This is a genomic window from Rhodoblastus sphagnicola (assembly GCF_002937075.1).
Taxonomy (GTDB): domain Bacteria; phylum Pseudomonadota; class Alphaproteobacteria; order Rhizobiales; family Beijerinckiaceae; genus Rhodoblastus; species Rhodoblastus sphagnicola.
The window spans coordinates 1-3,212 of sequence record NZ_NHSJ01000113.1 but is presented as its reverse complement, the minus strand read 5'-3'; the positions used below and the strand labels follow the sequence as shown (position 1 = coordinate 3,212).

At 63.3% G+C, this 3,212-nt stretch carries 2 protein-coding genes and 1 pseudogene; 1 reads left to right on the top strand and 2 read right to left on the bottom strand.

Features of this window, described 5'->3' with window-relative positions; genetic code table 11:
• The coding region (locus tag CCR94_RS18450) for a DNA topoisomerase (protein ID WP_104509301.1) at positions 1–1,925 on the top strand (1,925 nt) is incomplete at its 5' end.
• A gap of 260 nt (positions 1,926–2,185) precedes the next feature.
• On the opposite strand, the gene CCR94_RS18445 is transcribed toward CCR94_RS18450, so the two are convergent.
• A complete protein-coding gene (locus CCR94_RS18445) occupies positions 2,186–2,404 on the bottom strand; it encodes a hypothetical protein (protein WP_146090096.1) in 219 nt (72 codons plus the stop codon).
• 395 nt (positions 2,405–2,799) lie between these two features.
• Positions 2,800–3,212: pseudogene (locus tag CCR94_RS18440) on the bottom strand (carboxypeptidase M32); the annotation flags it as partial.

Below are 3,212 nucleotides of genomic sequence, written 5' to 3'. Positions count from 1 at the left end.
AGGACCCGCAGACCATCCGCGAGGCGTTCGGTCGCGCCAAGCCGAATTCCGAATATTCGCGCATCTACGCGGCAGCGGTCGCGCGTCGGCAGGCGGACCAGATCTACAATCTCTCGCTGACCCGCACCGCAACGGTCAGTCTGGGCAAGGGCGCTCCGGGCGTCATCGGAATCGGGCGGGTGAAGACGCCGACGCTCGCCATCGTGTGCCGACGCGAGTTGGAAATCCGCGACTTCGTTCCTGTCGCCTATTTCGAGATCGTGGCGAAGGCGACGGTCGCGGGCGGCGAATTCCAGATGCGCCACGCGCCGCGGGAGCGAATCCTCCAGCGGGCGAAGGCGCGGGATGTCGCCAATGCCGCCAACGGGTTCGAGGGCCCGCTCGCCGCGCGGGTCGAGGAGAAACGGCAGAAACCGCCAAAACTCCACGACCTGCCGTCCTTGCAAAAACTGTGCGGCTCGCGCTTCGGCTGGTCGGCGGCCAAAACGCTTGAGCTGGCGCAGGAACTCTACGACGGCCAAGGCAAGAAGATCATCACCTATCCCCGCGCCGAGGTGCGTTACCTGCCGGAAAGCGCCATCGACGACGCGGCGAAGATTGTCGCCGGATTGCGCGAAGGACAGACTTTTCGCACGATTCCCATGCCCGAGCCGCTGCACATCCGCAAGGGCGCGGCGGGCAGTTTTTACGACAAGGGACTTGAGGGCGCGAGCCATCACGCCGTCATTCCCAACGTCAACACGATTAGCGCCCTGCGCGAGGTCTGGCCGCGCCTGTCGCTGGACGAGAAGAAGCTGTTCGACGTCATCGCGCGGGCCTATCTCGCCGCGCTCATGCCCGACTTCCGCTATCGTCAGACCAGCGTGACGCTCGACGTCGGAGGTTTCGCCTTCCGCTCCGCCGGACGCCAGCCGATCGAGATGGGCTGGCGCGCGGCATTCCCGGAATGGACCCCGGCTGAGGAAAAGGGCGACGAGGCGCAGCTGTTGCCGGCGCTGCGCAACGGCGAACCCGCCAAGCTGTCGCATTCCAAGATCGAGGCCAAGGAGACGCGCCCGCCGCCGCGATACAACGAGGGCGGCCTCATCGAGGCCATGCAGAACGCGTGGCGCTTCGTCGACGACGAGGCCTTGCGGGAGCGCCTGAAGGAAGCCAAGGGCATCGGCACGCCGGCGACGCGCGCGGAAATCATCGGCGGACTCAAGCGTCAGGGATTCCTCACGGCTCAGGGCAAGAACATCGTCCCCACCGAAGCCGGTCTGTCGCTGTTTGGCGTATTGAAACGGGCCGATCCGGACCTCGTCGATCCCGGCGTGACGGCGCGGCTGGAATACCTGCTCGACGACGTGGTTCTCGGCAAGCAGGAGATGATCGGCGCGATCGACGCCGTCTGTGACGTCGCCCAGCGGATTATCGGCAAGCTCACGGAAAGCTCTGGCGGCGGCCCGCCCTTGCTCGGGGCGCGCGGGGGCTCCGCCACACGTCCGCCGGCCTCCACAATGAAACCCTACGCCGGCAATCGCACCCGTCGAAAAGTTGGCGTGTCGAAGTCGGGCCGACGTTCCCGCAAGTCCCTCGACCTCGGGGCTGAAGACTCGCTCGACACGACAGCCGACGTGGCGGTGGCTCTTTCCGCCGTGCCGTCAGAGGGCGTCGGATCGAAGCTTGTTGCAGCGGGCGGAAGGAGTGGCAGAAAATCGAAGAAGGCGCCAGCAAAGCGATCTCGGTCGGCAACGGATAACGCCGCTCCATCCGTCGCCCATGCGCCACCTTCAGGACCTCGTTCGGCGACGGAGACGCCTTTGCGAATCCCTTTTGGCAACAAGGCGATCGCGCTCGATCTCGGCGCGCGTTATCGTACCGGCGGATGGTACGCGCCGCCCGGCGTTGATCTTGCCGCGTTCGGGGAGCGAGGATGGCTGTGATGCTCAATCCGCCGTTCGCTGCAAACACCACTCCAATTGGATAGACGTGTTCCGGCGGCAAGGCATCCGACAGGCGTGTTGCGGGACGATATCTAAGCGGTCGCCGCCGTATTTGCCAGAGCGGCGTGGCGACGGCGCGCATCACGAAGCGGAGCGGATCAAACAGCCCGATGATGGGCTGGCTTCACTTCGCGTTATTCTTGACGGTCAAATCCACCTATTTACCGGCATGGCTTGGCGATGTCGCTCGCCCGAATTTATCACGATGCGCCAATGTTGTCGGTCCTCTGGTTCTGGCGTGAATTTATTCGCGGATAGCCAATCAGCCTTTCTTCGTCGTCCTCATGGCAAAACACCGCGTCGAAGTTTCCCGCCTCTTCAAGAGCCTCGATTGGGCCAATCCATGCGATCTGACCTTCTTCGATGGTGACAACTTCGCCGGGAGTTCCGTGAGTCGAAGCGGTGATTTTCGCATTCATCATTATCTTTAGACTTTCAATGGAAATGGAGCGCAGGCTGAGTTTTCGACATCAGCGAAGCCCAATGCGATGAGCCTTTTCAACGCTCCGAGCAAATGGGTTGCCGGCGTTGTGGCAGATCATCATCTGGCGGGAGTTTCTGGCGCCCATCTTGATGCCAGCGGCCATGCGGGCGACGCCGGCGGAGCAAACGCTATTCCGCACCCGCTCAGTCGCCCATGATCAAGGCCGTCGCAAGGCCGCTTTGTTTCCGTCTTGCAAATTCTGGGATCGATCTGCTTGCTCATGCGCCCCAAGACGGTGGCGGCAGTCACAAACACGCTGCCCTTTCGAGATCTGGAAAGGCTCGGCATCGTCGGCGCTTGCCTTCCCATGTCCTTGTTTCGTTGCCGCCATCACCCCAAGTAGCGCGCTCGCAAATGCGCCTCGAACGCATCGGCGCTCAGCGCCGAACCCGTGGCGTGACGCAGCAAGTCATTGAATCCATAGCGGCTGCCGAAGACATGGACCTTTTGCGTGAGCCAATCCTGCAACGGCGCCATGCTGCCAACGGCCAACGCCTCGTCGATCGCCGGCGCCTCGCGCCGGGCCGCGGCCATCAATTGCGCCGCAGCCATCGCGCCCAGCGTGTAGCTTGGGAAATAGCCAAACAGCCCGTCGTACCAGTGAATATCCTGCAAACAGCCTCGGGCGTCGTCGGGCGGCGCGATGCCGAGCAGCGCCTTGATCCCGTCGTTCCACGCGGCAGGCAGATCATTCAGACCCAGATCGCCGCCAATCAGCGCCTGCTCAAGCCGGAAGCGCAGGA

Excerpts from the sequence above, each read along its gene's own strand:
- CCR94_RS18445 (WP_146090096.1), bottom strand. The coding sequence starts at position 2,404 with ATGAATGCGAAAATCACCGCTTCGACTCACGGAACTCCCGGCGAAGTT.